The organism is Oricola sp. (assembly GCF_965230365.1).
Lineage (GTDB): Bacteria > Pseudomonadota > Alphaproteobacteria > Rhizobiales > Rhizobiaceae > Oricola.
In genome coordinates this window covers 510,774-535,750 of record NZ_OZ246003.1, presented here as the reverse complement: position 1 = coordinate 535,750, position 24,977 = coordinate 510,774, and the positions used below count along the sequence as shown (strand labels likewise).

At 63.3% G+C, this 24,977-nt stretch carries 26 protein-coding genes; 13 read left to right on the top strand and 13 right to left on the bottom strand.

Annotated features, from left to right (window positions below; translation table 11 throughout):
• Positions 1–8: 8 nt before the first annotated feature.
• Positions 9–2,411 carry a phenylalanine--tRNA ligase subunit beta gene (gene pheT / locus ACO06R_RS02545; protein ID WP_421855718.1) on the top strand — a complete coding sequence of 801 codons (2,403 nt, stop codon included), beginning with the start codon at positions 9–11 and terminating at the stop codon, positions 2,409–2,411.
• Positions 2,412–2,436: 25 nt separating this feature from the next.
• Here pheT and ACO06R_RS02540 read toward each other — a convergent pair whose 3' ends face one another.
• The gene (locus ACO06R_RS02540; protein WP_421855716.1) at positions 2,437–3,051 is read right to left on the bottom strand and encodes a cell wall hydrolase; all 615 of its coding nucleotides are present in this window, start codon (positions 3,049–3,051) and stop codon (positions 2,437–2,439) included.
• 120 nt (positions 3,052–3,171) lie between these two features.
• On the opposite strand from ACO06R_RS02540, the gene ACO06R_RS02535 reads away from it, so the two are divergent.
• Positions 3,172–4,155 (top strand): Gfo/Idh/MocA family protein, encoded by a 984-nt coding sequence (locus tag ACO06R_RS02535; RefSeq protein ID WP_421855714.1) that lies wholly within the window; start codon positions 3,172–3,174, stop codon positions 4,153–4,155.
• 46 nt (positions 4,156–4,201) lie between these two features.
• Here ACO06R_RS02535 and ACO06R_RS02530 read toward each other — a convergent pair whose 3' ends face one another.
• From ACO06R_RS02530 to ACO06R_RS02515, 4 genes are read right to left on the bottom strand one after another with little or no spacing between them, the layout of a single operon-like run.
• Positions 4,202–5,302, bottom strand: a complete 1,101-nt coding sequence (locus tag ACO06R_RS02530) for a zinc metalloprotease HtpX (protein WP_421855712.1) — start codon at positions 5,300–5,302, stop codon at positions 4,202–4,204.
• 51 nt (positions 5,303–5,353) lie between these two features.
• Complete coding sequence (locus tag ACO06R_RS02525; protein ID WP_421855710.1) at positions 5,354–5,758, bottom strand: GtrA family protein; 405 nt, start codon at positions 5,756–5,758, stop codon at positions 5,354–5,356.
• Positions 5,755–6,486, bottom strand: coding sequence for a class I SAM-dependent methyltransferase (locus ACO06R_RS02520; RefSeq protein WP_421855708.1), 732 nt, complete (start codon positions 6,484–6,486; stop codon positions 5,755–5,757). Before ACO06R_RS02520 ends, ACO06R_RS02525 begins: the two co-directional genes overlap by 4 nt.
• Entirely contained in the window at positions 6,483–7,511 is a 1,029-nt protein-coding gene (locus ACO06R_RS02515; RefSeq protein WP_421855706.1) for a glycosyltransferase, read from the bottom strand. Before ACO06R_RS02515 ends, ACO06R_RS02520 begins: the two co-directional genes overlap by 4 nt.
• Before the next feature lie 85 nt (positions 7,512–7,596).
• On the opposite strand from ACO06R_RS02515, the gene ACO06R_RS02510 reads away from it, so the two are divergent.
• The 7 genes from ACO06R_RS02510 (at position 7,597) to ACO06R_RS02480 (ending at position 15,466) form a co-directional block, all read left to right on the top strand.
• Positions 7,597–9,405, top strand: a complete 1,809-nt coding sequence (locus ACO06R_RS02510) for a GtrA family protein (RefSeq protein WP_421855704.1) — start codon at positions 7,597–7,599, stop codon at positions 9,403–9,405.
• An 88-nt stretch (positions 9,406–9,493) separates the two neighbouring features.
• Positions 9,494–10,543 (top strand): penicillin-insensitive murein endopeptidase, encoded by a 1,050-nt coding sequence (gene mepA / locus ACO06R_RS02505; RefSeq protein WP_421855702.1) that lies wholly within the window; start codon positions 9,494–9,496, stop codon positions 10,541–10,543.
• A gap of 81 nt (positions 10,544–10,624) precedes the next feature.
• Positions 10,625–11,035 carry a methylglyoxal synthase gene (locus ACO06R_RS02500; RefSeq protein WP_421855701.1) on the top strand — a complete coding sequence of 137 codons (411 nt, stop codon included), beginning with the start codon at positions 10,625–10,627 and terminating at the stop codon, positions 11,033–11,035.
• A complete protein-coding gene (locus ACO06R_RS02495) occupies positions 11,028–12,059 on the top strand; it encodes a glucokinase (RefSeq protein ID WP_421855699.1) in 1,032 nt (343 codons plus the stop codon). The genes ACO06R_RS02500 and ACO06R_RS02495 overlap by 8 nt, the downstream gene beginning before the upstream one ends.
• An 84-nt stretch (positions 12,060–12,143) precedes the next feature.
• On the top strand, positions 12,144–13,955 hold the full coding sequence (locus tag ACO06R_RS02490) for an ABC transporter ATP-binding protein (protein WP_421855697.1): 1,812 nt from the start codon (positions 12,144–12,146) through the stop codon (positions 13,953–13,955).
• A 27-nt stretch (positions 13,956–13,982) separates the two neighbouring features.
• Positions 13,983–14,804, top strand: coding sequence for a 4-hydroxy-tetrahydrodipicolinate reductase (dapB, locus tag ACO06R_RS02485; RefSeq protein WP_421855695.1), 822 nt, complete (start codon positions 13,983–13,985; stop codon positions 14,802–14,804).
• A gap of 20 nt (positions 14,805–14,824) precedes the next feature.
• Positions 14,825–15,466: a 2,3-bisphosphoglycerate-dependent phosphoglycerate mutase gene (locus ACO06R_RS02480; protein ID WP_421855693.1), complete on the top strand. Its 642-nt coding sequence runs from the start codon at positions 14,825–14,827 to the stop codon at positions 15,464–15,466.
• A gap of 92 nt (positions 15,467–15,558) precedes the next feature.
• Here ACO06R_RS02480 and ACO06R_RS02475 read toward each other — a convergent pair whose 3' ends face one another.
• On the bottom strand, positions 15,559–15,864 hold the full coding sequence (locus ACO06R_RS02475) for a DUF1127 domain-containing protein (protein WP_421855691.1): 306 nt from the start codon (positions 15,862–15,864) through the stop codon (positions 15,559–15,561).
• 125 nt (positions 15,865–15,989) lie between these two features.
• On the opposite strand from ACO06R_RS02475, the gene ACO06R_RS02470 reads away from it, so the two are divergent.
• Complete coding sequence (locus ACO06R_RS02470; RefSeq protein ID WP_421855689.1) at positions 15,990–16,874, top strand: LysR substrate-binding domain-containing protein; 885 nt, start codon at positions 15,990–15,992, stop codon at positions 16,872–16,874.
• Positions 16,875–16,909: 35 nt separating this feature from the next.
• On the opposite strand, the gene ACO06R_RS02465 is transcribed toward ACO06R_RS02470, so the two are convergent.
• Entirely contained in the window at positions 16,910–17,797 is an 888-nt protein-coding gene (locus ACO06R_RS02465) for a methylated-DNA--[protein]-cysteine S-methyltransferase (RefSeq protein ID WP_421855687.1), read from the bottom strand.
• Positions 17,798–17,872: 75 nt separating this feature from the next.
• On the bottom strand, positions 17,873–18,379 hold the full coding sequence (locus ACO06R_RS02460) for a DUF2244 domain-containing protein (protein ID WP_421855685.1): 507 nt from the start codon (positions 18,377–18,379) through the stop codon (positions 17,873–17,875).
• A 23-nt stretch (positions 18,380–18,402) separates the two neighbouring features.
• On the opposite strand from ACO06R_RS02460, the gene nth reads away from it, so the two are divergent.
• Complete coding sequence (gene nth / locus ACO06R_RS02455; RefSeq protein WP_421855683.1) at positions 18,403–19,155, top strand: endonuclease III; 753 nt, start codon at positions 18,403–18,405, stop codon at positions 19,153–19,155.
• Between the two features lie 3 nt (positions 19,156–19,158).
• Here the strand turns inward: nth and ACO06R_RS02450 are convergent, their stop codons facing one another.
• Positions 19,159–19,905 (bottom strand): sulfate transporter family protein, encoded by a 747-nt coding sequence (locus ACO06R_RS02450; protein WP_421855681.1) that lies wholly within the window; start codon positions 19,903–19,905, stop codon positions 19,159–19,161.
• A 127-nt stretch (positions 19,906–20,032) separates the two neighbouring features.
• Between ACO06R_RS02450 and ACO06R_RS02445 the strand changes: the two genes are divergently transcribed.
• Complete coding sequence (locus ACO06R_RS02445) at positions 20,033–21,031, top strand: adenosine kinase (protein WP_421855679.1); 999 nt, start codon at positions 20,033–20,035, stop codon at positions 21,029–21,031.
• A gap of 53 nt (positions 21,032–21,084) precedes the next feature.
• Here ACO06R_RS02445 and ACO06R_RS02440 read toward each other — a convergent pair whose 3' ends face one another.
• The 3 genes from ACO06R_RS02440 to ACO06R_RS02430 all read right to left on the bottom strand — a co-directional run bounded on the left by ACO06R_RS02440 (position 21,085) and on the right by ACO06R_RS02430 (position 23,491).
• Positions 21,085–21,642, bottom strand: coding sequence for an outer membrane protein (locus ACO06R_RS02440; RefSeq protein ID WP_421855677.1), 558 nt, complete (start codon positions 21,640–21,642; stop codon positions 21,085–21,087).
• Between the two features lie 99 nt (positions 21,643–21,741).
• Positions 21,742–22,464: a nucleotide exchange factor GrpE gene (gene grpE / locus ACO06R_RS02435; protein WP_421855675.1), complete on the bottom strand. Its 723-nt coding sequence runs from the start codon at positions 22,462–22,464 to the stop codon at positions 21,742–21,744.
• 100 nt (positions 22,465–22,564) lie between these two features.
• Positions 22,565–23,491 (bottom strand): LysR family transcriptional regulator, encoded by a 927-nt coding sequence (locus ACO06R_RS02430; RefSeq protein WP_421855674.1) that lies wholly within the window; start codon positions 23,489–23,491, stop codon positions 22,565–22,567.
• Between the two features lie 138 nt (positions 23,492–23,629).
• Between ACO06R_RS02430 and ACO06R_RS02425 the strand changes: the two genes are divergently transcribed.
• Positions 23,630–23,896 carry a hypothetical protein gene (locus tag ACO06R_RS02425; protein ID WP_421855672.1) on the top strand — a complete coding sequence of 89 codons (267 nt, stop codon included), beginning with the start codon at positions 23,630–23,632 and terminating at the stop codon, positions 23,894–23,896.
• 134 nt (positions 23,897–24,030) lie between these two features.
• Here the strand turns inward: ACO06R_RS02425 and ACO06R_RS02420 are convergent, their stop codons facing one another.
• Positions 24,031–24,921 (bottom strand): carbon-nitrogen hydrolase family protein, encoded by an 891-nt coding sequence (locus ACO06R_RS02420; protein WP_421855670.1) that lies wholly within the window; start codon positions 24,919–24,921, stop codon positions 24,031–24,033.
• Between the last annotated feature and the right edge of the window lie 56 nt (positions 24,922–24,977).

Sequence of the window (24,977 nt, the reverse complement as noted above, 5' to 3'; positions counted from 1 at the left end):
AACAAGATATGAAATTCACGCTCTCCTGGTTGAAAGACCATCTGGAAACCGACGCCACGCTCGACGAGATCGTCGAGCGCCTGACCAGCATCGGCCTCGAGGTTGAAGCGGTTGACGACAAGGCGCAGTTCAAGCCGTTCACCATCGCCAAGGTGCTGACGGCCGAGAAACACCCGGATGCCGACAAGCTGCAGGTGCTGTCGGTCGATGCCGGCGACGGCAAGCCGGTGCAGGTCGTGTGCGGCGCGCCGAACGCGCGCGCCGGATTGATCGGTGCCTTCGCCGCGCCCGGCACCTATGTTCCCGGGATCGACGTGACGCTGTCGGTCGGCAAGATCCGCGGCGTCGAGAGCCACGGCATGATGTGTTCGGAGCGCGAGCTGCAGATGTCGGACGAGCATTCCGGCATCATCGACTTGCCCGCCGACGCGCCGGTCGGTTCCCCGTTCGCGTCCTATGCCGGGCTGGACGATCCGGTCATCGAAATCGGCCTGACGCCGAACCGGCCGGATTGTACGGGCGTGTCGGGGATCGCCCGCGACCTCGCCGCCTCCGGCCTCGGCACTGCGAAGACGCCTTCTGTTGCGGTGGCCTCTGGTGAAGGTGAATGCCCGGTAGGCGTGACCATCGAAGCGCCCGACCTGTGCCCGGGCTTTGCGCTGCGCATGGTCAAGGGCGTGAAGAACGGACCGTCGCCGAAATGGATGCAGCAGCGCCTGCTCGCCATCGGCCTGCGTCCGATCAACGCGCTGGTCGACATCACCAACTATGTCACCTTCGACCGCGGACGCCCGCTGCACGTTTTCGATGCCGCCAAGGTGGCGGGAAATCTGGTCGTGCGCCGCGCACACGACGGCGAGACCGTGCTGGCGCTGGACGGACGCGAATATGCGCTGACGCCTGAAATGTGCGTGATCGCCGACGACAACGGCGTCGAGTCGATCGCCGGCATCATGGGCGGCGAGCATTCCGGTTGTGACGAGAACACTACGGATGTGCTGATCGAATCCGCCCTCTGGAACCCCAACAATATCGCCCGTACGGGCCGCGATCTCGGCATCATCACCGATGCCCGCTACCGCTTCGAGCGCGGCGTCGACCCGGAATTCATGGCCGGCGGGATGGAGCACGCCACACAACTGGTCCTCGACCTATGCGGCGGCAAACCCTCAACGCCGCACATCGTCGGCTATGCCGGCCACGAGCCGAAGATCGTCGAGTTCCCGTTCTCCGAGGTTCGCCGGCTTGTCGGCATCACCGTCAGCGCCGAGGAATCGTCGGATATCCTCAAGCGTCTCGGCTTCGGCGTCTCGGGCAGCGGCGAGACCGTGTCGGTCTCGGTGCCGTCCTGGCGTCCCGACATCGACGGCAAGGCCGACCTCGTCGAAGAGGTGATGCGCATCCACGGCGAGAACAACATCGATCCGCAGCCCCTGTCCGGTCACGGCGCGGTCAATGGCCGCATCCTGACGACGCTGCAAATCCGCACCCGCGCCGCCAAGCGGGCGCTCGCCGTGCGCGGCATGATGGAATCGGTGTCCTGGTCGTTCATTCCCGCCGAGCATGCCGAGTTGTTCGGTGGCGGCTCTGCGCCGCTGAAACTCGCCAATCCGATCGCCGCCGACATGAGCGACATGCGGCCGTCGCTGCTGCCCGGGCTGCTTGCTGCCGCGCAGCGCAACGCCGACCGCGGCGTTGGCGATGTCGCACTGTTCGAGGTTGCAGCCACCTATCAGGGCGACACGCCGGAAACGCAGCGCCGTGTCGCCGGCGGTATCCGCCGCGGCACCGCCGCGCTTGCCGGCAGTGGCCGCCACTGGGCCGGCAATGGCGATCCGGTTGGCGTGTTCGACGCCAAGGCCGATGCGCTCGCCGTGCTGGAAGCCTGCGGTGCGCCGGTTGCAAACCTGCAGATCGAACCGGCGGCCCCCGGCTGGTATCACCCGGGCCGCTCCGGCGTGATCAAGCTCGGCCCGAAGGTCGTGCTCGGCCATTTCGGCGAGTTTCATCCGAAAGCGCTGGAAACGCTCGACGTATCGGGGGTCCTGTGCGGCTTCGAGGTTTTCGTCGACGCCATTCCCGAGCCGAAGCGCAAGGCCACTCGCACCAAGCCGGTGCTGGAGGTCTCGCCCTATCAGATGGTACGGCGCGATTTCGCCTTCGTTGTCGACAAGGCGGTGCCGGCCGCTGCGCTGCTGCGCGCCGTTGGTGGTGCCGACAAGAAGCTGATCACGGCGGTCAACATCTTCGACAAGTTCGAGGGATCGTCACTTGGCGAAGGCAAGAAGTCGATCGCGCTGGAGGTCTCGATCCAGCCGACCGAGCGCACCCTGACCGACGAGGATCTCGACGCATTGTCGGCGAAGATCGTCGACAATGTCGGCAAGGTGGGCGGCGTGCTGCGCGGCTGACCGCCGACACCACGCCAGCACACGCTTACAGGCTGCGCGCCACCCGGTCGCTGCGGTAGAAGATATGGCCGCCGATCTTGCCGATGCGGTCGATCTTGCGCCCCCATGACGGGTTCACATAATCCGTGTGGTAATGCGTGATCTTGTCGAAATCGGCATGCCGGCGCTCGCGGGGAGCGTCGGGCAACAACCGGTCGGTGGCCTTTTCCTTGAAGATGGCGCGCGTCAGTTCCGCGATCCGAAGTAGCGATGCTGGATTGCGCGGATAATCCGACAGTCCGTCACAGGCAAATGAGAACTGGCACCGGTTGGCGCGTTCCGCATTCTGGTAGACGACGCCACAAATGCTGTCCGGATAGGCCCGGCTGCGCGCCCGGTTGAGGATCACGCGGGCGACGGCGAGCTGCCCCGTCGTCGATTCGCCACGGGCCTCATGATAGAGCGCGGCGGCCATGCACAGCGAGGCAAGGTCGGGTTTGCGGATTTCAGGCGCAGTGGAAACTGATGATTTTTCAATCACCGTATGCAGCAACTCCGGGTTGACTCCGACAAGTGCCAGTCCCACGGTCTCGGCAAGGGCGGCTTTCGTGCCGCCTGCCAGCGCGATCAAAAGCAAGAACGCGAATACATGTACTCTCATGCCATCTGCCCCTAGTTGGCCAGATGGCATGGTAGGAAATCGCCATTGAAATCTGGTCGATCTGTCCGCTCGAATCCGAACGATTGCGGTTACCGGCCATTAACCACGCGGGAGGATGCGATGTTCAGGTGGGGCGTTTTGTCGACGGCCAAGATCGGGTTGGAGCAGGTTGTTCCGTCCATCTGCGATTCCCAGAATGGCGTGCTGACGGCGGTTGCCAGCCGCGATGCCGAACGGGCGCGGACATTCGCCGACCGCTTTGGTGCGCCGCACGCTTTCGGCTCGTACGACGCGATGCTGGCCTCCGATACGATCGACGGGGTCTACATCCCGCTTCCGACCTCGCAGCACATCGAATGGTCGATCAAGGCGGCCGAAGCCGGCAAGCATGTCCTGTGCGAAAAGCCGCTGGCGTTGACCGCCGCCGATATCGAACCGCTCGTCGCGGCGCGTGACCGCGCCGGCGTACTCGTCTCCGAAGCCTTCATGGTCGTCTATCATCCGCAATGGCACAAGGTGCGCGACCTGATCGCCAACGGGGCGATCGGGACACTGCGCCAGGTCGATGCGGTGTTTTCCTATTACAATGTTGATCCCGAGAACATGCGCAACCGGCCCGAACTCGGCGGCGGCGTGATCCCGGATATCGGCGTCTATCCGACTGTGACGACACGTTTCGCCACCGGCGCTGAACCCGAGCGAATCCACGCCGTGGTCGACTACGATCCGGATTTCGGCATCGACCGTTACGCCAGCGTGCGTGCCGACTACGGCGCTTTCGAGCAGACATTCTACCTTTCGACGCAGCTCGCCAACCGCCAGCACATGGCCTTCCATGGCGACAAGGGCTGGATCGAACTGACCGCGCCGTTCAACTCGAACCTCTACGAAGGCGATGAGGTGCGGCTGCACAGCCCCGGCCATGACCGCACCGAGGTCTTCCGCTTCACCGGCGTCAAGCAGTACCGCTTGCAGGTTGAGGCTTTCGCACGGGCCGTGTCCGGCGAAGGCTCTCTATTCACGCTGGAGGAATCGATCCTCAATCAGCGTGTGCTCGATGCGGTCTTCGCATCCGGCAAAAGCGGCCAGTGGGAAAACGTTTAGCCGGAAAAGAAAATTCGCTACTTAGGCGGCTAATGTAAACTGGCCGTCACCACCATACACCCCCGCGCCTGACCCTGATCCTCGGCCGGCTGCCATGCCGCTCCCAAGGGTTGAGCGCATTCTCGGCTGAGGGGTTGTCGCGTTCTTCGGCGTTCAACACCGGATCTGGCGGTGGTGTCCGGTCGGCGAGCGCCAGCCAGCGGCGCATTCGGTCGCGCTCGCCGAACCGGCCAGACCACGCAGGCTGGGCAAGCGGGTGTTCGGCGGCGGTCCTGCGCCCATGCAGGGCGTCGCGCAGCGCATTCAGACGCTCGATCCGGTCTTCGGTGCGTGGATGGCTGCGCAACAGGGAAGGGTCCGGCAGCCGGCTGCCCGGCATCACCATGCCTTCCCAGCGCCGGCCCTGCGCACGTTCCAGCTTCAGAAGCGCCATCGACAGGCCGTCAGGGTCGCCGGTCAGCATCGCAGCACCGTAGTCGGCATCGAACTCCCGTGTGCGCGACAACGCCAGTTGCAGCAGGCCGCCCACGCTGGGTGAGGCGATCATCGCCAGCACACCCAGCCACGGGATTGCGCCGAAGAAGCCGGTAAGGTTGAAGATCAGCGCGATCAGTCCGACCGTCGACAATGTCGAGGTCATTCGCGAGACCATGTCGGCGAGCGACATCACCTTGATGTCCTGGTTGCGAATGTGCGTGATTTCATGCGCCAGCACGCCCGCCAGCTCGCGCATGGTCAGCCCGCGCACCAGCGCATCCGTTACGGCGATGGCGGAATCCTCGCGCCGCCCGACGGCAAACGCGTTCATCATCCGAGATGGAATGACATGCAGTCTTGGCGCTTCCGGCAGGCCGGCTCGCTGGGCCAATGCTCTTGTGAGCCGGTAACCGGCGGGAAAGCTGCGGTCGTCGACGACTTGCGCCCGGTACATGCGCAGCACCATGGCTGGTGAGATACGCCTGGCCACTGCCAGCATCCCGCCGCCAATCGCCAGCGCATAGATCAATCCTGTCCACCCGGCGATCGACCATGCGGTGATCGCCAGCAAAGCCAGGCTGCCGGCGACCAGCAGCAGCGTGTGCAGCGTGTTGATCAATCTGTGTTGCCGGAAGACGAACTCGTCCTCGCTGAAAAATCGCGCGTTCATGGCCTCAATATGGGCATCTGCGCGGCGAATTGTGAGTCCGGTGTGCCCCGCTCACGCGCGGTTGAAGACGAAGCGCGAATAGCCGAAGTAAGAGAAGACGGCGACTGTAGCGACCGCGATGAACGTCGCCCAAAACGGCGAGAAGCCGGGAATCGCCAGCAACAGGCCGGCATAGATCGCGTAGTTCAGCCCGGCGCCGACAGCCCCCACCGATGAGTATCTGGCGCCCTCCTCGGCCAGGCTGCGTCCGCTGCCGCCGAAGGTGAAGGTCCGGTTGATCGCGAAATTCGAGATCATCGCGCAGATGATCGAAATGACGCGGGCGCTGAACGGCCCCAGTGGCGTGAAACTGAGCAGCAGCCACAGCACGCTCATGTCGATGACAAAACCGCTCCCGCCGGCAAAGGCAAAGCTGAACAGCTTGCCTGCTTTTGTCTTGGCAACATACTCGTTCATGCCGCTTCAGCGTGTTCGTTTCCAATGCCGGCCGCCGGCCGATCCTCCACGTAATATATGTCGCGGCCAACGTCCACGCACTGGTGTTTCTCGGGAATCGGAAACGCCGCGCGCAGGAAGGAGTGCCGGTACGGGAAGAAATTGAAGTGCGGGTTGAACGAATAGCGGTATTCGCGCTCGCGCGGCACCACGACGATCAGCCGTCGGGCGGCAACGCGGCGCAACTCGGCGAGTGATTGGCGGAAGTCCAGCACATGTTCCAGCACATGCGTGCAGACCACCGTATCGAATTCGCCATCGTCAAACGGCAACGCCTCAATGCGGGCCGCATGATATTCGATGCCGTCGAGCCGGGCTGCGTCGTCGATCACGAAGTCGATGCCGGCAAGCCGCTTGAGGCCGGGATTGGCCGAGCGGATGTGTTCGAGCAGAACACCGGTGCCGCAGCCAATATCGGCGACGCTGTCGCCGGTCACGTCCTGCGCGATCCTTTCGATACACGCCGCCGAATTGTCGGTGCCTTTGTGAACGCGCGGATGATTGCGATAAAGCTCGGCATATTCCTCGTCGCTCAGAAACGCCGCGCGCTCGCGAAACCGTGCCAGATCGTCGATATGCCGGCCCCAGGCAAGCCGCATGAGGCTGTGGAAGGCGGGCGAATCGCGCAGCAGCGGAGGGACCAGTTCCTCCATCACGAACCGGATGCGGTTTGTCGTTTCGCGATTCATGCTTCGATCTTCCGTTTTGACGGACGTGGGCGGCGTTGCGTTGCGGTCGGTGTTTTGGCTTGCGCGGAGCGGGCGCGGGTCTCGGCGCGCAAGGGCGGCTGCGCCAGATAGGCCATGCGCATCTGCTCCACGCGTCCCGCCGCCACCGAATCCAGCACCAGCCCGGCGACCATCATCAGCGTCGACAACAGCAACAGCCCGATCGCGCCGATCCAGGTCGGAACGCGGTTGACGAGGCCGAGCGTCAGATACTCGTAGACGGGCGGGATCATGAAGAACACGCTGGCCGCAAACAGGATGCCCGCGATCAACCCGAAGAATCTCAGCGGCTGGGTTTCTTTCATCAGCCGCGCGAACATCATCAGGATCTTGATACCGTCGCGCAGCGTCGAGAGCTTGGATGTAGAGCCCTCGGGCCGCCGGCCATATTCCAGTTGAACTTCGGCCACCGGCATGTGCAGCTGGCTGGCATGCACCGACATCTCGGTTTCGATTTCGAAGCCGTGCGAGATCGCCGGGAAACTCTTGACGAAGCGCCGGGTGAACACCCGGTAGCCCGACAGGATGTCGGTGAAGTCGCGGCCGAAGATGCGCCGGTACAATCCGTTGAACATTCGGTTGCCAAAAGCGTGGCCGGCACGTCCCGCATCGCCGGTGACACCGGCGCGCACCCCGACCACCATGTCGACGCGCTCGCTCAGAAGTGTCGTGATCAGCTGCGGCGCATCTTCCGGAGCGTAAGTGCCGTCCCCATCGGCCATGATGTAGAGGTCGGCATCGATTTCCGAGAACATCCGCCGCACGACATGGCCCTTGCCTTGCCGCCGTTCGCGGATCACCGTCGCGCCGGCAAGCCGCGCCAGGATTGCCGTATTGTCGGCCGAATTGTTGTCGAAGACATAGATCCGCGCGGTCGGCAGCGCCTCGCGAAAGCGCGACACGACGTCGCCAATCGTCAGGCCCTCATTGTAGCACGGCAGGATGACCGCGATGTCGAGATCGTTTTGCGATGGCTTCGCTGGCATGCGCTCTTCCTCTGGCTTCGGCTTTACCATTTCTTGATCGGGTTAAGTTTACGTGTAGCTATCTGAATTTGCGCCGGATTTGTTTATGGCAGGAACGTCGAATGGTCGCTCCGTTTCGGCGGTGCAAACGCGCCGGGTGCGAGATTGGCTCCAGCGGCTTGAACCCTTGGCCTTGTGCGTCGGGGCGGCACTGTTCGTCACTCTGATGGGCCTGCGGGCCGCCGACGGCACCGGCGTGCCGAACTCCGACGATCTCGTCCGTCTGGTACAGGTGCGCGATTTGCTGGCGGGCCAGGGCTGGTTCGACCTCACACAATACCGGCTCGGTCTGGAGGCCGGGACGCCAATGCACTGGTCGCGGCTGGTTGACGCGCCGATCGCCGGTATTGTCGCGGTTGCGGGTCTTCTGACAGGCAGTCAGGCGGCCGGAGAGGCGCTCGCGCGGATCGTGTGGCCGGCGGTGACCGTCGTGATCGCCATGGCGGCCCTGATGACTGGGGTCGCGCGTACTGCCGGTCATGTGGCGCGCTTGCCCGTGGCAGTCATCGGCGGCGTCGCTCTTTGGACGATCGGTGTCTTCGCGCCCGGTTCGTTCGACCATCACAATATCCAGGTCACGCTGTCACTTTGGCTGCTTGTCCTTTTGATGCCCGGCGCCGCGCCGGTCCGCGCCCATGCATTCGCCGGCTTTGTTGGCGTGATCATGCTGGCGATCGGCATGGAGGTGCTGCCCTATGTCGCGGTTGCCGGCGCGGTCGTCTCGGCCGGGTTTGTCGCTGGCACAGTCGCGCCGCAACAACTGCGCGCCTTCGGTGCCGCAGTCGCGGCCACGACCGCACTGGTGTTTGTCGCAACCATCGGGCCAGGCCATTATTCGGCCGACAGTTGCGATGCCTTCTCGTCGTTTCACCTCTTGGCGGGCGTTGGCGGTGGTCTCGGGCTGGTCGCGGTCAGCGCGGCCATGCCGACGATCCTCGCACGCGGGGCCGGTGTGTTGTTGCTGGCGCTCAGTCTGTTGATCGCGGTGGAGATATTGTTCCCCCATTGCCTGGAAAATCCGCTGGCATCGCTCGATCCGAAGTTGCGCGTCTTCTGGCTGGAAGGCGTGATCGAAACCCGTTCCCTGGCCGATCTCTGGGCCGCCGATCCCTTCGCGCTCTTCGGCCTTTATGGACTTGGAGCAACGGCCCTGGTGGCAAGCGTGTTGACCGCAGTGGCCGCCTCAGGCGAGGCGCGCGCTCGCGCGATCGTTTTCGTCGCTTTCCTGGCGATGGGCCTGGCGGTTACGGCTTGGCAGCAGCGCGGTTTCACCTTCTCGACTGCCTTCGCGGTTCTGCCGCTCGGCCTGTGGATCGCCGACCTGCGAAGGCGGCGCGTAAACCCGCTTCGGCTCGCCGGCGCGTGGCTGGTTTCAGTCAATCTGGTTTGGTGGATGGCGGGCGCGCAGCTTGCCGCGCATCTGTCTGGCGCACCGACTGTCCAGCAACAGGCCGCGGCGGCATCGGCGCGGGACTACTGCTATACCGCCGATGTCTATACGCCGCTCGCCGTTGAACCGCCTGGCGTCATTCTCGGCGCGACAGACCTCGGTGCGCCGATTCTGCTTTACACCCCGCATCGCGCCGTGGCCGGGCCCTATCATCGCAATGTCGATGGCAACCTGTTGCTGATCGAGGCCATGCTCGCCCCACCCGGCGAGGCGCATGAAATGCTGCTCGAACATGGTGTCACCCATATCGCCGATTGCCTGCGTTCCGCTGACAGCGCCGACTTCATCAAGGCATCGCCAACCGGCCTGCAGGCGGCACTGCGCTCCGACGGCATTCCGCGCTGGCTGACGCCTGTTGCGGCGACCGTCGGCGAGCCAATGCCGGTCTATCGTGTTGGCCGATAGCGCGCGCGTTTTGCCGCTGCCGCAATTTGCGGCTACATTCAGCCCAACGGTCCGGAAAAAGAGACGAGCCTTGCTGATTCGCAGGACCATGAAATCGATCCTCCAACGTGCCGCGCTTTGCCTGGCGGCGGCATCGGTCGCCACGGCCTTGGCGCTTCCGCTTGCCGTGTCCGCCGAAACCCCGGCCAAGGAACAGTTCGGCCGCATGCCGCTACCGTCGGTCGCCGATCCGGTTGTGCACGGCTTCTATTCCAAGGGTTGCATTTCGGGCGCGGTGGCCATGCCGGTCGACGGGCCGAACTGGCAGGCAATGCGGCTGGAACGCAACCGCCGCTGGGGGCATCCGGCGATGATCGCGCTATTGCAGCAACTGTCGCGCGATGCGGTGCGCGATGGCTGGCCGGGATTGCTGGTCGGCGACATTTCCCAGCCGCGCGGCGGGCCGATGCTGTCGGGCCACGCGTCGCATCAGGTCGGACTGGACGCCGACATATGGCTGACCAAGATGCCGGACCGCCGCCTGACCTACAGCGAACGTGCCAATATCAGCGCCATCTCGATGTTGAAGAAGGATTCGCTCAACGTCGATCCGAAGAAGTGGACCCCCGCGCATGCCGGGCTGATCGCGCGCGCCGCCTCCTATCGCGAGGTCGAGCGCATCTTCGTTCATCCAGGCATCAAGAAGGCGATGTGCGGGACTTATGGCTCCAACCGGGCCAACGACGCCTGGATGCGCAAGGTGCGCCCCTATTACGGCCACCACTACCACTTCCATATCCGCATCCGCTGCCCGGCCGGTTCGCCAAATTGCCGCAAGCAGAATCCGACCCCGCCCGGCAATGGGTGCGATGCATCGCTCGACTGGTGGTTCACCTCCGAGCCATGGGCGCCGGCAAAGCCGAAGCCGGGCAAGAAACCGAAGAAACGCCGTGCTGTCACGCTCGCCGATCTGCCATCGGCTTGCCGGGTGGTGCTTGGCGAGCCTGCGCCGGCCAGCGAGGCACTGGTGACGCTGGATGGCGCCTACGATCCGGTTGCCGCGCGCGCGTCTGCCGTCCCTGTGCCGCCGGTTGCGGTCGGTGCCGGCCGCTTGCGGCTTCCCGCGATCATCCCGATACCCACGCAAAGGCCGGATTAGTTCCGTCATATCCGCGAAAGCGCTTTATGCTAACGCAAGGATCGACTATGCGGTTTCAAACGATTTAGGTGGAGTTTGCGGATGGGCGGTAAGCGATGCGTCGCACTGGTCGCGCACGACCAGAAGAAAGACGATCTCGTTGACTTCGTCACCGACCACAGAGAGCAGTTGTCGCGCTTCGAGCTGGTCGCCACCGGCACCACCGGCGGGCGGGTGAACGAAGCCTGTCCGGAACTGTCGGTGCGGCGGCTGAAGAGCGGGCCGCTCGGTGGCGACCAGCAGATCGGCGCGATGATCGCCAATGGCGAGATCGAGTTCGTGATTTTCTTCGTCGATCCGCTGACGCCCATGCCCCATGACGTCGATGTCAAGGCGCTGATGCGTCTTGCCATTGTCTATGACATCGCGCTCGCGCTAAACCGGAGCACGGCCTTGTTCCTTTTGGCGTCGTTGACCGGGGGAACGGCGCAAGAGGTTTCTATCGATGGTTGACACGCTTGTGCAGGACGACCTGTCGCTCCCGTTTCCGATCCTGATCGCCGATATTGGCGGGACGAACGCGCGGTTCGCGATCGTCACCGACAGCAATGCGGAAGCCAAGCGGTTTCCGCAGATCAAGACCGCCGACTATGATACGCTCGATGCGGCCATCCAGGACGTGGTTCTCGACAAGACTTCAATCATGCCGCAGACCGCCGTGCTTGCGGTGGCCGGGCCGACCAGCGGCGACGAGATCGACCTGACGAATTGCGACTGGGTCGTGCGGCCGCGCCGGCTGATTTCCGAACGCGGCTTTTCCCGCGTGATCGTCCTCAACGACTACGAGGCGCAGGCGCTGGCGGTGGTCGCGCTCGACACGGATTACCTGAAGCCGATCGGCGACGGCGAGCGTGTCGAATCGGCGAGCCGTGTCGTCATCGGGCCGGGAACGGGCCTCGGCGTGGCCGGCATTGTCCATGGCGCCAGCACCTGGATCCCGGTCGCCGGCGAGGGCGGCCATATCGATCTCGGTCCGCAGACGGAACGCGACTACGAGATTTTTCCGCATGTCGAGAGCATCGGCGGGCGCGTGTCCGGCGAACAGCTGCTGTGCGGGCGCGGGCTGGTCAATTTGTATCGCGCGGTCGCTGCGGCCGATGGCAAGCAAGCGCCCCTTTCGCGGCCGGAGGATATCACCGCCGCCGCGCTGGACGGTTCCGACGCGTTGGCGGGCGAGGCTGTTCGCTTCTTTGTCGAATATCTTGGCCGGATCGCCGGCGACATGGCGTTGGTTTTCATGGCGCAGGGCGGCATCTATCTGACCGGTGGCATCACGCAGAAGATCCTGCCGCTCATCGACGAGGATCTGTTCCGCCAAGCCTTCGACAACAAGGAGCCACATCGCCAGTTGCTGTCCGAAATCCCGGTCTACGTCGTTATGCATGACCAGGCGCCGCTGGAGGGGCTTGCGGCTTATGCGCGCACGCCCGCTCGATTCGGTGTCGATATCCGCCAAAGAGTGTGGAGCCGCCCCTGACGGCGTCGAATGGCACGTATCATTTTGATTTGCGCTGCATTATAGCTCGCCCGGATCATGGCGCGAAAGAAACACCAAAGACTGATGCTTGAGCCCGGTGCGGAGCCCGTCGTAACGGCGGGCAACGTGTATCGGCTGTTGCGGCGTATCGTGTCCGAGAACGGCCGCGAATACATCGGCTACTATGTCGCCGCCATCGTCTGCCTGATGCTCGTGGCGGTTTCGACGGCCTTCGCGGCCTGGATCATGCGCGATGTCATCGACGAGATCTTCTACCGCCAGCGCGCCGATCTGATCAGCCTGATCTCCTTTGCCGTCTTTGCCGCATTCTTGATCCGCGGCCTGTGCACTTATGTTCAGGCGATCATGCTCGCGCGGATCGGCAACGACATCGTTGCGCGCTATCAGAAGCGGGTATTCGACAAGCTGCTGTCGCTCGGCGTGGATTTCTTCAACAACGAGCGGTCCGGCGTGCTGTCGGCGCGCATCAACGCCAATATCGGCGGTGTGCGTGACGTGTTGTCCGTGACGATTACATCCTTTGCCCGTGACATTGTTTCCCTGATCGGGTTGCTTGCCGTCATGGTGATGCAGGACTGGGTCCTGTCTCTGATTGCCTTCCTGATTGCGCCGCCGCTGATCTTTACGGTTATCTATGTTTCGCGCCGCGTGCGCGGCGTCGTCCACGAGACTGTCGTGCTCAATGCCGGCGTGATCGGTACAATGCAGGAGGTCTCCCAGGGCATCACCGTCGTCAAGGCGTTCACGATGGAAGATCAGCTTGCGGGCCGCATCGGGTCGCTCATCGACCATGCACGTGAACGCTCCGACAAGCTGGCCAGCGTATCGGAGCGGGTAACGCCGTTTGCCGAATTGCTGGCCGGTTTGGCGATTGCCGGCGTCATTGGCTATGGCGGCTATCAGGCGGTGGCGCTCGACGAACCGCCCGGCGCGATGTTTTCCTTCATCACCGCCTTGATGCTCGCCTACGATCCGGCCCGCCGTCTGGCCAGGCTTCAGGTGCAGCTGGAGCGCGCCATGGTCAATGCGCGCATGATCTACGAATTGCTCGACATGGAGCCGCGGCAGCGCGACATCGACGGTGCCGGCGAGCTTGTCGTCACCGAAGGTCGTATCGCCTTCGACAAGGTCGATTTCTCCTATGAGAAGGGGCTGCCCGTCCTGCATGAACTGTCAATGATCGCCGAACCCGGCAAGACCACCGCGATCGTCGGTGCCTCGGGTGCCGGCAAGTCGACAATCATCAGCTTGTTGCAGCGATTCTACGATCCGGAGAGTGGCTCGATTTCGATTGACGGCCAGGACATCGGGGCTGTGACAAAGGCGTCTTTGCGCCGGTCGATCGCCTATGTCTCGCAGCAACCCTATCTCTTCGAGGGTTCCATTCGCGACAACATCCGCTACGGACGGCCCGATGCGACCGATGCCGAAATCGAGGATGCGGCGCGCCTCGCCAATGCTGACGAGTTCATCCGTTCTCAGCACCAGGGATATGAAACACCGGTCGGCGAGAACGGCATCACCCTGTCTGGCGGTCAGCGGCAGCGGCTGTCGATTGCCCGCGCGATCGTCCGCAACACGCCGATCCTGTTGCTGGACGAAGCGACATCCGCACTCGACAACGATTCCGAGAAACTGGTCCAGGACGCGCTCGACCGCGTCATGGTCGGCCGCACGACGATCGTGGTTGCTCACCGCTTGTCGACCGTGATCAATGCCGACAAGATCATCGTCGTCGACGCGGGCGAGGTGGTCGAAACCGGCACCCATCACGAGCTTCTCGCGCTGGAAAACGGTATCTATGCACGGTTCTACGAGTTGCAGGCGAGCCGCACGAAAGACCTGCTGGAAAGCGCCGAAGAGCCGGCGCAATAGACGGTAAGCAACAAGGGGAGCTATCGCATGGCAAAGGTGCGTATCGCCGTGGTCGGGGCCGGAGGACGGATGGGACTGAACCTCATTCGTGCAATCGATGAAAATCCCGATAGCCAATTGAGCGGTGCGCTGGAGCGCGAGGGTTCGCCGCATATCGGCGCGGACACCGGAGCGCTAGCCGGTCTGCCCGCCAACGGCATCGCGGTCAGTTCGGCGATGGACACCGCGCTTGACGGCGCCGAAGCGGTTGTCGATTTCACCGCGCCCGCCGTTTCCGCCGAGATCGCGCGTCATGCCGCCGCATCGGGCATTGCCCATGTCATCGGTACGACCGGCTTCGATGCTGACGGCGAGGCCGCGATTGCAGAAGCCGCCTCGACGACAGCCGTCGTCAAGTCGGGCAATATGAGCATGGGCGTGATCCTGCTGTCGGTACTGGTCGAGGAGGCCGCCCGCGCGCTCGAGGCGGCCGACTGGGACATCGAGGTTCTCGAGATGCACCATCGCCACAAGGTGGACGCGCCGTCCGGCACGGCCCTTCTGCTCGGCGAGGCGGCGGCGCGCGGTCGGCAGATCGGCCTCGCCGGGAACGCCGTGCGCACGCGCGACGGTCACACCGGGCCGCGCGAGGCGGGAACGGTCGGCTTTGCGACCCTGCGCGGTGGCTCGGTCGTCGGCGACCATTCGGTCATCCTCGCCGGGCCTGGCGAGCGGGTGACCCTGTCGCATCACGCCGAAGACCGGATGATTTTTGCGCGCGGCGCGGTTCGGGCCGCAATGTGGGCCACGGGCCGTGCGCCCGGGCTCTATTCCATGCATGACGTGCTGGGGCTCGCCCGGCGGAACTGACACAAGCAAGGGAGCAATCGATGTCAGGGACGATGGTTCTTGTCCGTCACGGACAAAGCGAATGGAACAAGCTCAATCTGTTTACCGGTTGGCGCGATCCCGATCTGACCGAACAGGGCATCCGGGAAGCCGAGACAGGCGCGCAGGCGCTGCGCGATTATGGCATCAAGTTCGACATTGCCTTCACCTCGGTTCTGGTGCGCGCCGAGCGGACCTGCCAGATCATCCTCGACGGCATCGGCCAGTCCGATCTGGAAACGATCCACGACCAGGCCCTGAACGAACGTAATTATGGCGATCTGGCCGGTTTGAACAAGGACGATGCCCGCGCCAAATGGGGCGAGGACCAGGTTCATATCTGGCGACGCTCCTATGACGTGCCGCCGCCCGGCGACGAGGGCGAGAGCCTGAAGGACACCGGCGCGCGTGTCTGGCCCTATTACATGACAGAGATCCTGCCGCGTGTGCTTGCCGGCCAGAAACTTTTGATCGCCGCGCATGGCAATTCGCTGCGGTCGCTGGTGATGGTCCTCGACCGGCTGGACACGGACGCCGTCACCAAGCTCAATCTGGCGACCGGCGTGCCGATGGTCTACAAGCTCAATGCGGATTCCACCGTGGCGTCGAAGGAAGTATTGGGCGACATGTCGGGCGCTCATTAGGCGCAAAGCGGCTTCGCCGACGAACTGAACGCAAAAAGGGCCGCCGGCATGCCGGTGGCCCTTTCTTTCTTAAGGTTGGTCGCTTGACCCAGTCAGGCGGCGTCGCGATTGTCCAGGCGCGTGAAACGCGGATTGCCGCTGACCCGGTGCAGCTCGTGGAAAGCGCTTCTGTCGAGCGGCAAGCCCGACACATAGCTGATATCGCCGCGCAGGACGCCGATATCGCGCAGCATCGCGTCGTTCATATGCAGCAACTCGCGCATTTCCTTGCGCACGCGCCTTTCCCGCTGCCGTGTCGCCCAGCGCTCGCGCAACAGGCGCATCGAGCGAAAGACCACGGCGTGCCGGCTCGCGATGTCGGGATAGGGTCGGGTGTTGGTTTCATCGGTCGTCGTCATTGCATTTCTCCTCACAGGGTTGGTGAGCAACATTTGCTCGATGGCTGGACAATCGCGGTTTTCCATGTTTCAATCAAACGAATAGTTCTTCACTCAACTTCGAAAATAATTGAAAGTGAGCGACGATGACCTTCCACAAACCGGGCCCGGTGCCGCTGATCGATCTGGATCTTTTGCGCACGCTGGTGGCGATCGCTGAAACCGGAAACTTCTCCGCCGCCGGCGAAGCGGTCGGACGAACGCCTTCGGCGATTTCGATGCAAGTCAAGCGCATGGAAGAGATCGTGCGCTGCCCGGTCTTTGTCCGTGACAGTCGCTCGGTGGAGTTGACCCGCGCCGGCGGCATGCTGCTTGAGCACGCCCGGCGCATGTTGGCGCTCAATCGTGACATGGCCGCGCGGCTGATCGAGCCGGAACTGAGCGGAGAGGTGCGCCTCGGCGCCCCCGATGACGTCGCCGAGCGCTTTCTGCCACACATGTTGCGCCAGTTCGCCGATACCTGTCCCGGCATCACCTTGAATGTGACGATCGATGCCACCGACCGGATGATGCCGATGGTCGATGACGGCAAACTGGACATCGCGATCATCACCGCCGAAGCGGGCTTTCGCGGCGACGATCGGGCCGAGGTTGTCTACCGGGAGGACATGATCTGGGCGATGCTCGCCGGCGGCGTTGCGGTCGAACAGCATCCTCTACCCGTCGCCGTCTGGGACGAGTTCTGCACCTGGCGCAAGGCCGCGCTCGAAGAACTCGACGCGCGCAAGCGCGCCTATCGCATCGCCTTCCAGAGTTCCAACATCACCGGTCAGCGTGCCGGGATGCTCGCCGATCTTGCGGTTGCCGTGGTGCCGGCCTCCACGCTCGGCGGTTCCATTGTCGAGGTGCACCCGCGCTACGACCTGCCGCCGCTGCCGCAATATGCGCTCGGAATGATGGTGGTGCGCGAGCCGTCCGATCCGGTGCGCGTCGCCGCCGACTATGTCCGCAGGTCGTTCGCGCGGCGCTGACGGGCAAGAGCGTGCAATCTGGCAGGGGTTGGGATTTACCCCGCAGCGAGTTGCCCCGCTTCCCAGCCGAGGATTGCCCGCTTGCGGGTCAGTCCCCAGTGATAGCCGGTCAGCGCGCCTGATTTTCCGACCGCGCGGTGGCAAGGCACCACAAACGACACCGGATTTGCGCCGACCGCCGCGCCGACGGCGCGAGACGCCTTCGGCTTGCCGATATCGTCTGCGATCTCGGAATAGGCGACCGCCTTGCCCATCGGTATCTTGAGCAGTGCGTCCCACACGCTGACTTGGAAGTCCGTGCCGATCAGCACCACCTTCAGCGGCCGGTCGGCGCGCCAGTTTGCCGGATCGAAGATCCGCGCCGCATAGGGCGCGGTCGCCGCCATGTCCTCGTCGTAGCGGGCGTTGGGCCAGCGGCTCTGCATGTCCTCCAGCGCCGCCCGTTCGCCGCCGGGATCGCAGAATGCCAGTCCGGCAAGCCCGCGCTCGGTGACCATCACCAGGGCCAGCCCGAACGGGCAGATGTGAAACCCGTAGCGCATCGTCAGCCCGGCGCCGCGCGCCTTGAACTCGCCCGGCGTCATTGCCTCATGCGTGACGAACAAATCATGCAGGCGGCCGGGACCGGAATAGCCGACCTCGAATGCCGTTTCGAGCAGCGGCAGGTCGCTTTGCAGCAGGCGGCGGGCATGGTCCAGCGTCACCGCCTGCAGGAAGCCCTTGGGCGACAGTCCGGCCCAGCGCGTAAACAGTTTCTGCAGTGCCGTTGGCTCCATGCCGACATGGGCGGCAAGATCTTCCAGCAGCGGCTGGTCGCGGTAGTTTTCGCTGATCGCCTCGATCACGCGGCGCACGACCTCGTAGTCGCGGCCCGCTTCGGCCTCACCGAGAAGAACGGTCTGCGGTTTGCTGGTCTGGTTCATGGCTTAAGTCCTCGTTTGCGCCGAGAACATCACGACCAGACCGGTGCCGCCACCCGATTCTTGAGGACTGTGCGGCTATCTTCGGGCTGTGGCGAGCGCGTGGGAAAACGCGTCGGCGAAACTCTCGCGGTCGTCGGGATTGAGAAAATGGCCGATCGTCGTCGATTTGCCTTCGCCGGTCACGGCCATTTGCGTGATGCCGATGGCCTCGTGCCGATCGACCGTGAACCGCGCCCAGAACGGATTGTAGTGCACGTCCGTCGCCTTGCCGCTCGGCGCGATCTTGCGGATCAGCAGCATCGAGCGCCACACGCTGACTTCTTCCGCCGCCCGCGCTGCCCGGTAGTTCAGCCGGAACGCCACATAGAGCGCCAACAAGTCGAGGCCGAGAAACGTGACGATCGGCCATGCACCGGTCACGAAGAAAAAGAATCCCTGTACGAACAACACGCTTCCGGTCAGCAGCATCAGCACGGTGAAGCCGCCGCTGGACAGCGACCGGTGCGGCGACAGATGCGCGGCGAAGACGGGCTTTTCGGCGGGAAGCGGGTTTGACGGATCGGCCTGCGTTGTGTCCTTCATGGCGGGAGCATATAGGGGGCGGCATGCCAAAGCCAAACTCAAATTCGGCCACGTCCGGAAACGCACGCCCCAAAACCAGACGCCCGGCCCGCTCGCGTTACACGAAAGCGGAGATATCGGAGATTTTCCGGCGGTTCTCGATCCAGCGGCCGGAGCCGAAGGGCGAACTGGCCCATGTCAATCCGTTCACACTGGTCGTTGCCGTGGCGCTGTCGGCGCAGGCCACCGATGCCGGCGTCAACAAGGCAACGAAAGTACTGTTCGAAATCGCCGACACGCCCGAAAAAATGCTGGCGCTGGGCGAGGAGAAGGTCGGCGAGCACATCCGCACCATCGGGCTATGGCGCAACAAGGCGAAAAACGTGATCGCCCTGTCGCGCAAGCTGGTCGATGATTTCGGCGGCCAGGTGCCGCGCACGCGCGAGGAACTGACGACACTGCCCGGCGTTGGCCGCAAGACCGCGAATGTGGTCATGTCGATGGCGTTCGGCATCCCGACCATGGCCGTCGACACCCACATTCTGCGCATCGCCAATCGCATCGGCCTGGCGCCGGGCAAGACACCGGATGCGGTCGAGGACATCCTGATGCGGGTGATCCCGCAGGAATATCTCTTCCACGCCCACCACTGGCTGATCCTGCATGGCCGCTATTGCTGCAAGGCGCGCAAGCCGGATTGCGAGGCCTGCGTCATCGCCGATATCTGCAGGTCGAAGGAAAAGACCTGCGATGTTCCGGCGCCGCTGGTCGAACTGCCGGCACAGGTGATCGGCTGATCGTCAGGCCGGCGCGCTGCGTCCGAGCCGCGCCGCCCGTTCGCCTTCCTTTGCCGCGATGGCCTTGTGCAGGTGCACCATCAGCGCCGCACCGAACAACGGCGTGAGCAGGTTGACGATCGGGATCGCCAGGAACACCGCGATCACCAGCCCGGCGCCGAGGATCGTCCCCGAATGCCGCCCGCGCAGCCCGCGCACATCGCTTTCGCTGGCGAAACGGCGTGCGGCGAACTCGAAATACTCGCGTCCGAGCAGGTATCCGTTGACGACGAAAAACGCGACCAGGTTGACGCCCGGCACCAGCAGTAACGCCAGCGCCAAAAGATTGCCGAGCACGACCACCCCGGCGAACTTGATCGACAGCACCACGCCCTGGCCGATCGACATCGCCGTGCCCGGCGGGTCGGCGGGATAATCGGCTCTTTCGATGTGCTCCGCGACATCGTCGAGAAACAGGCCGGCGATCAGCGCGCTGACCGGACCGAGCAGGAAGGCGAGGCCAAGCGCCAGCCCGATCCCCGCCGCGATCGCGGTGAACAACGAGACCCAGCCGGTCCATTCCGGCAGGGCAACGTTCCACGGCATCAGGCCGGCCAGCCACGGCAGCGCCAGTTCGGTGACCCCCGACGCGATCGTGAACCAAAGCGCGATCAGCGCCAGAACCGTCAGTCCCAGCGTCTTCCACAAAACGCTGCGCATTGTGGGATCGGTCAGCGCGCCAAGCGCCTTTGTTGCGGCCGAGAAAATCATGGCCCTGACATGGCGATTGCGGTCTTGAGGTGCAAGATGGCGCCTGTTTCTTGCCAACGATGCGAAGCGGCCTTCTCAAGGTGGACGGCAACGTATAAAGGCGGCGGAGCACAATTCCGGGGAGCCCATGTCCGAATACGACGTCCTTTGTATCGGCAATGCAATTGTCGACATCATCGCCCGCGCCGAAGACGACTTTCTTCACGACAACCAGATCATCAAGGGCGCGATGAACCTGATCGACGCGGAGCGCGCTGAGCTCCTTTACGAGCGGATGGGTCCTGCGGTCGAGGCATCGGGCGGAAGTGCCGGCAACACCGCCGCCGGTATCGCCAGCCTTGGCGGACGAGCCGCCTATTTCGGCAAGGTCTGCGACGATCATCTCGGCGCGATCTACCGTCATGACATTTGCGCCCAGGGCGTTGCCTTCGACACGGCGCCGCTCCCTCAAACGCCGCCCACCGCGCGTTCGATGATCTTCGTCACGCCCGATGGCGAGCGTTCGATGAACACCTATCTCGGTGCCTGCGTCGAACTCGGCCCGGAGGACATCGAGGAGGACAAGGTTGCCGCATCGCAGGTGACCTATTTCGAAGGCTATCTCTGGGATCCCCCGCGCGCCAAACACGCGATCCGGAAGGCAGCCGAGATCGCCCATGCCCATGGCCGCCAGATGTCGATGACCTTGTCGGATCCGTTCTGCGTCGACCGTTATCGCGACGAGTTTCTCGACCTGATGCGCTCCGGCGCGGTCGATATCGTGTTCGCCAATGAGGATGAGGTGAAGTCGCTTTATCAGACCGCCGATTTTTCGACCGCTTGTGAGGCGATGCGCGCCGATTGCAGGTTGGCCATCGTGACGCGCTCGGAAAAGGGCTCGATCGCGATGAGCAAGACCGAAACCGCCAGCGTGATTGCACATGAGATCGACAATCTGGTCGACACGACCGGCGCGGGCGATCTCTACGCCGCCGGTTTCCTTTACGGCTACACGGCCGGTCGATCGCTGGAGGATTGCGCCAATCTCGGATCGCTGGCCGCGGCAGTGGTCATCCAGCAGATCGGCCCGCGCCCGCAGGTCTCGCTGCGCCAGTCGGCCATCGACGCCGGTCTCGTCAAGGGCTGATACGACAAAGGGCCGGGAGACCCGGCCCTTCGTTCGTCATGTTGCCGATGTGATCAGGGGAATTTGATGCTCAGGCGTGCCCGGACCGCGTGGGCGTCGGAATCGAACGGCGTGACATCGAAATTCTGTATGTTGCTGTACAGATAGTCGGCGCCGACAATCACGCGGTCAGTCACCGCGTAATCGATGCCAGCACCGGCGACCAGGCCACCATCGTCGAGGTTCGCGAACCCGGCATCGACCCAGGCATGGCCATAGCCGACCGAACCCGTGACAAGCAGGCGGTCAAATGCAACGCCAGCCCTGAGCTTCGCGGCGACAAAAGCATCGACATCCACGCCGACAATGCTCAATCCGGTCAGGTTGGCTTCAACTTCCGGGCCGAAAACGAACTGGCCGTTCTGCCACAGGTAGCCGGCATGAATGCCGCCGATCACGTCGGTGTCGTCCGGACCGAAATTGATCGATCCTGTGGCAACACCCACTTGTGCACCGGCATAGAAACCCGACCAGTCATAGGGAACCGGGTCGGCGATGAACACCTCGTCGGCAGCCGAGGCGACCGTGCTCGACATGGCGACGAACAGAAATGCAGACAGGTACTTACGCATTGGAGCCTCCGTGAACTGAAGATTTCCTAGCGTAAGCGACTGTAGAATGAAAGCGACTCTACGTAACTTTGCCGCAGTGTTGCATAATAACTACAGTTATTACTCGATGCTGTCGTCCGAACTGCTGGCTGAAGACTCCACCGTCTGCTTCGGACCGCCCTTGGCGACGCCGACCATGGCCGGTCGCAACACACGGTCGCCGATCTGGTATCCGGCCTGCACCACATCGACGACGGTGTTGTTCGGCACGGCCGGATTCGGCACCTCGAACATCGCCTGATGGAAGTTCGGATCGAACTTCTGGTTTTCCGGCTCCAGCTTGCGCACGCCATGTTTCTCCATGGCCGAATGCATGGAGCGCTCCGTCAATTCGACGCCTTCCAGCAGGTTCTTCAGTGTTTCGTCGGCCGCCGCACGCTGTTCTGCGGTCACCGCGTCGATGGCGCGGCGCAGATTGTCGGTCACTGTCAACATGTCGCGCGCAAAGCCGGTGATGGCGAAAGTGCGCGCGTCCTTGACCTCGCGCTCGGTGCGCCGGCGCAGGTTTTCCATATCGGCGGCCAGCCGCAGCAGCCGGTCCTTCATGTCGGAGTTTTCGGCCTGGATGGTAGCGATTTCGTCAGCGATCGAGGCTTCGGCGACTTCCAACCCATCGTCGCTGTCGCCCGGTTCCGCCTCGCTCCACGCGCTCTTCTGCGTTTCGCGTTCCGCGTTGCGGCCCTGCTTCAAAATCTCGTCGGCAGCTCGGCGCAAGCTCTCGCGATCATTCGGGTTGATGTCGGTACGCGCCTTTTCGTCCGGCGCCTTGTTGTTCTCAGCCATCGGCGGGTCTTTCGTGTCGAACGGGAAATCTTTGCGCGCGATATCGATGTTCAAGCCGGAAAAATCAAGTCCGGGCGGCCTCAATGCGCGAATTCGACGCTCAGCAGACCGCCTTTTCCAGCTCACCGGCCTTCCAGGCATCGACACAGGTCCGGATATGGTCGGCCATTGCCTGCGTCGTGCAGGTCGCATCAGGTCGGGACATCATCCGGATCTGCGTTGGTTTCATGTCCGGGAAACCCTGTGCGGGTCCGAGCCGCGCCATAGAAGGCCCGATCAGCAATGGAGGTATTGGCGCGATGGCCAGATCGGCCTCAATCGCCGCCATTTGCACCACATAGTTACCGCTCAGATAGGCGACGCGATAACGGCGCCCCGCCTTGTTCAGCGCTTCGACGGCATTTGTCCGCCAGACACAGCCCTGCTCCCACATCGCCAGTGGCAGCGGGTCGCGCGTGTGGGCGCAGCCGCCACGCTTGCCCACCCACACGAGTTCCTCTTCGAGCAGCACTTCCGAGTTGTCTTCCAGAGGGTCGCCGGGAATGGTGTTGTAGATGATGATATCGGCTTTTTCGGCCCGGAACCGTTCCTTCAGGCTGTCGGAAGAGTCGATAATCCCGTCCACGATGACATTCGGGTGCGTGATCGCGAATTTCTTTAAAACGTGCGGGATCAGGGCGGTCCCGTAATCGTCTGGCGCGCCGATCCGCACGGTCCCGGTCATTTCCGGTGTAGCGAACCGAGCCAGCATTTCCTGGTTGAGCGCCAGGATCCGGCGGGCGTACGACAACAGGATCTCGCCACTCGGCGTCAGCGCCACGGACCGCGAGTCGCGTTCGAACACGCTGGTTCCGAGCAGTTCCTCCAGCTTCTTGATCTGCATGGACACCGCCGACGGCGTCCTGAACACCGCTTGCGCCGCTTTGCTGAAGCTTCCGGTGTCGACGATCGCCGCAAAAGTCCGCAGCAGGTCGTTGTCGATCTGAAGCTGGCCGGCGAGAGCCGTGAACTTGTCGGGTGCGTTCATGTCGAACTCCAATTCAGAAAAACTGAACGATAGCTTTAGTTATTTTCGTTTGATTGAAGCATGGCGCCACGGCATTGTCCAGTCGAAACCGGCGCCTCTCCCACGGCACCTTGCCGGTTCGAACCGAGGAGAACGGCAATGACCACACTGGATATGCCCCGCAGCAACCGCGCCCGCGCGTTCGTCGTCGGCAATGCGGTTCGCATCTACGACACATTTGCAGGCGCGCTCCGCGAACGCCGGCAGCGCAGGAAGCTGCGGCGTTTGGCTGATGCCGAGCAGTGGATACTCGATGATATCGGCATTGGGCGCGGCGATCTCGATTGGGCGCTTCACCTGCCGATGCATGTCAGCGCTTCGCGCGAGATCGAGAAGTTGCGCGATCGCGCCCGCCATCACCGCTGAAATGGGTTGTAGCCGTTTATCGGCTTCGCCCTGACTGCCAGGCCCGCATTTTCGGCTCTCCCTCCACGGGGCAGGGATTTGCGAGGCCAGACACGCTTCGCGGCGTCGCCCCGCCGTCGCGAAGCGTGTGGTTTCTATTCTGAGTTCTGCCAGTTCACGCGATAAAGTTCCGGCCGCCGGTCGTGCAGGTTGCGGACCGAGCCGGTTATCCGCGCCTCGTCGAGCGCATCCATGTCGAGATCGGCGAAGATCAGTTGTTCGACGTTTTCGACCGCCTGCTGGGCGATCCCGTCGCGCGCAAAGGCATGGTCGGACGGTGTCAGGATGGCGGATTGGGCATGGTTGATATCGATGTTCGCCACGTTCTGGACGTTGCCCACCATCCCCGACGTGACCACATAGCACTGGTTTTCAACAGTCCGTGCATGGCAGCAGTAGCGCACACGCAGATGGCCGTGCCGCGTGTCCGTGCAGTAGGGCACGAAAAACAGCTGCGCGCCGGCATCCGTCAGGTGACGCGCCATTTCCGGAAACTCGCTGTCGTAGCAGATCATCACGCCGATGGCGCCGCGATCTGTCTCGATCGGTTCGGCCGCATCGCCGCCGCGAATGTTCCAGACGGCCTTTTCATCGGGCGTCGGATGCAGTTTGGCGCGCGCGTGCAGCGTCCCGTCGCGCAGTGCGACGAAGCAGAGATTGTGCAGATGGCCGCCATCTGAAAGGGCGATATGCGATCCGCCGATGATGTTGATGGCATGCTGCCGCGCCAGCTTGCGCAGATGTTCCTTGAGCAGCGGCGTATACTCGCCCAGTTTGCCGGCCGCATCCTCGGGCGTCAGCATCGATGCTTCGCCGGACAGCAACTGCAGCGTGAAATGCTCTGGAAAGCAGACGAAGTCGGATCCGTATTCCGCCGCCACCCGCACATAGTGGGCGACGCGGCCGAAAAACGCCTGCGGCTCTGGTGTAAACTGCGCCGCCAGCTGCACCGAGGCAACGCGGACGATCGATGCTTCGTGTCTCATGAGTGTTCTCTCGACAAAAAACCGCCGGCGTTTCCGCCGGCGGCATCATTATAGCA

Bases quoted from the DNA above. Each gene is read 5' to 3' on its own strand.
- ACO06R_RS02445 (WP_421855679.1), top strand. From the start codon at position 20,033: ATGTCCGAATACGACGTCCTTTGTATCGGCAATGCAATTGTCGACATC.
- ACO06R_RS02490 (WP_421855697.1), top strand. From the start codon at position 12,144: ATGCTTGAGCCCGGTGCGGAGCCCGTCGTAACGGCGGGCAACGTGTAT.
- dapB (WP_421855695.1), top strand. From the start codon at position 13,983: ATGGCAAAGGTGCGTATCGCCGTGGTCGGGGCCGGAGGACGGATGGGA.
- ACO06R_RS02480 (WP_421855693.1), top strand. From the start codon at position 14,825: ATGTCAGGGACGATGGTTCTTGTCCGTCACGGACAAAGCGAATGGAAC.
- ACO06R_RS02475 (WP_421855691.1), bottom strand. From the start codon at position 15,864: ATGACGACGACCGATGAAACCAACACCCGACCCTATCCCGACATCGCG.
- grpE (WP_421855675.1), bottom strand. From the start codon at position 22,464: ATGGCTGAGAACAACAAGGCGCCGGACGAAAAGGCGCGTACCGACATC.
- pheT (WP_421855718.1), top strand. From the start codon at position 9: ATGAAATTCACGCTCTCCTGGTTGAAAGACCATCTGGAAACCGACGCC.
- ACO06R_RS02440 (WP_421855677.1), bottom strand. From the start codon at position 21,642: ATGCGTAAGTACCTGTCTGCATTTCTGTTCGTCGCCATGTCGAGCACG.
- ACO06R_RS02540 (WP_421855716.1), bottom strand. From the start codon at position 3,051: ATGAGAGTACATGTATTCGCGTTCTTGCTTTTGATCGCGCTGGCAGGC.
- ACO06R_RS02515 (WP_421855706.1), bottom strand. From the start codon at position 7,511: ATGCCAGCGAAGCCATCGCAAAACGATCTCGACATCGCGGTCATCCTG.
- ACO06R_RS02425 (WP_421855672.1), top strand. From the start codon at position 23,630: ATGACCACACTGGATATGCCCCGCAGCAACCGCGCCCGCGCGTTCGTC.
- ACO06R_RS02535 (WP_421855714.1), top strand. From the start codon at position 3,172: ATGTTCAGGTGGGGCGTTTTGTCGACGGCCAAGATCGGGTTGGAGCAG.
- ACO06R_RS02470 (WP_421855689.1), top strand. From the start codon at position 15,990: ATGACCTTCCACAAACCGGGCCCGGTGCCGCTGATCGATCTGGATCTT.
- ACO06R_RS02420 (WP_421855670.1), bottom strand. From the start codon at position 24,921: ATGAGACACGAAGCATCGATCGTCCGCGTTGCCTCGGTGCAGCTGGCG.
- ACO06R_RS02460 (WP_421855685.1), bottom strand. From the start codon at position 18,379: ATGAAGGACACAACGCAGGCCGATCCGTCAAACCCGCTTCCCGCCGAA.
- ACO06R_RS02495 (WP_421855699.1), top strand. From the start codon at position 11,028: ATGGTTGACACGCTTGTGCAGGACGACCTGTCGCTCCCGTTTCCGATC.
- ACO06R_RS02430 (WP_421855674.1), bottom strand. From the start codon at position 23,491: ATGAACGCACCCGACAAGTTCACGGCTCTCGCCGGCCAGCTTCAGATC.
- ACO06R_RS02525 (WP_421855710.1), bottom strand. From the start codon at position 5,758: ATGAACGAGTATGTTGCCAAGACAAAAGCAGGCAAGCTGTTCAGCTTT.
- ACO06R_RS02530 (WP_421855712.1), bottom strand. From the start codon at position 5,302: ATGAACGCGCGATTTTTCAGCGAGGACGAGTTCGTCTTCCGGCAACAC.
- ACO06R_RS02520 (WP_421855708.1), bottom strand. From the start codon at position 6,486: ATGAATCGCGAAACGACAAACCGCATCCGGTTCGTGATGGAGGAACTG.
- nth (WP_421855683.1), top strand. From the start codon at position 18,403: ATGCCAAAGCCAAACTCAAATTCGGCCACGTCCGGAAACGCACGCCCC.
- ACO06R_RS02510 (WP_421855704.1), top strand. From the start codon at position 7,597: ATGGCAGGAACGTCGAATGGTCGCTCCGTTTCGGCGGTGCAAACGCGC.
- mepA (WP_421855702.1), top strand. From the start codon at position 9,494: ATGAAATCGATCCTCCAACGTGCCGCGCTTTGCCTGGCGGCGGCATCG.
- ACO06R_RS02500 (WP_421855701.1), top strand. From the start codon at position 10,625: ATGGGCGGTAAGCGATGCGTCGCACTGGTCGCGCACGACCAGAAGAAA.
- ACO06R_RS02465 (WP_421855687.1), bottom strand. From the start codon at position 17,797: ATGAACCAGACCAGCAAACCGCAGACCGTTCTTCTCGGTGAGGCCGAA.
- ACO06R_RS02450 (WP_421855681.1), bottom strand. From the start codon at position 19,905: ATGATTTTCTCGGCCGCAACAAAGGCGCTTGGCGCGCTGACCGATCCC.